Below are 828 nucleotides of genomic sequence, written 5' to 3' on the forward strand. Positions count from 1 at the left end.
TACACCCTCAGCCCGATGCAACCGGCGGATCTCCGCCCAGTCCTCCACCTTCAGCACCCCTCCTACCTCAGCAGGGGGTCAACTTTCGCGGCCCCCCAGGGGGTCAGTTTTCCGGAGGCTGCGACAGTCCGCGCCCCGCTGAGCGCACGCTGTGGAAACGGCCCGAAATATCACGGCGGAGGGTCAGGTTCAAGGCGCTCAACGGAGAGACAAAAACCTGGTCAGAGGCGGTGGGCAGGGACGGGGTCGAACCGCCGACCTTCCGCTTTTCAGGCCGAACTGACCGTCATTTCAACGTCCGCGGACGTACGTTTTCGGCCGTGGAAGGCCGCCGACGTACATGGTTGTTCGCCAACGTTGCTACAGATCTTGGATGGTCGGGGTCTGTTTGATCACATCCGGTCCGTCCGGGTATGACCCGGCCGTGCTCGGCCCTTGCCGCTGGCATGAGGTATGCGGATGGTGGCGCGCTTACCGCGCAGGGTCGTGCCCGTCGGGAAGCGGTCCGGGCGCAGGCGGCGGACCTGTTCGCCGCCGGGGTCGACCCGGTCGAGGTCGCCGGGCGGCTGCGGGTGAGTACGAAGTCGGCCTACCAGTGGAAACGGCTCTGGAAGGCCGGTGGCGTCGCGGCGCTGGCGTCGCGGGGGCCGAGTGGGGCGTCGTGCCGCCTGTCGGACCGTCAACTCGACCGGCTACGGGCCGAACTGGACCGGGGTCCGGCCGCGCACGGCTGGCCCGACCAGCGCTGGACCCTGGCTCGGGTGACCCTGCTGATCGGCCGGCTGTTCCACACCCGCTACACCCTGCGCGGCACGTCGTATCTGCTGC

1 protein-coding gene is annotated in these 828 nt (G+C 68.4%); it reads left to right on the plus strand.

Annotated features, from left to right (window positions below; translation table 11 throughout):
* Positions 1-446: 446 nt before the first annotated feature.
* The coding region (locus AB1460_RS37905; RefSeq protein ID WP_368967413.1) for a helix-turn-helix domain-containing protein at positions 447-828 on the plus strand (382 nt) is incomplete at its 3' end.

The sequence above is a fragment of the Parafrankia sp. FMc2 genome, from assembly GCF_041008525.1.
In the GTDB taxonomy this organism is placed as follows: domain Bacteria; phylum Actinomycetota; class Actinomycetes; order Frankiales; family Frankiaceae; genus Parafrankia.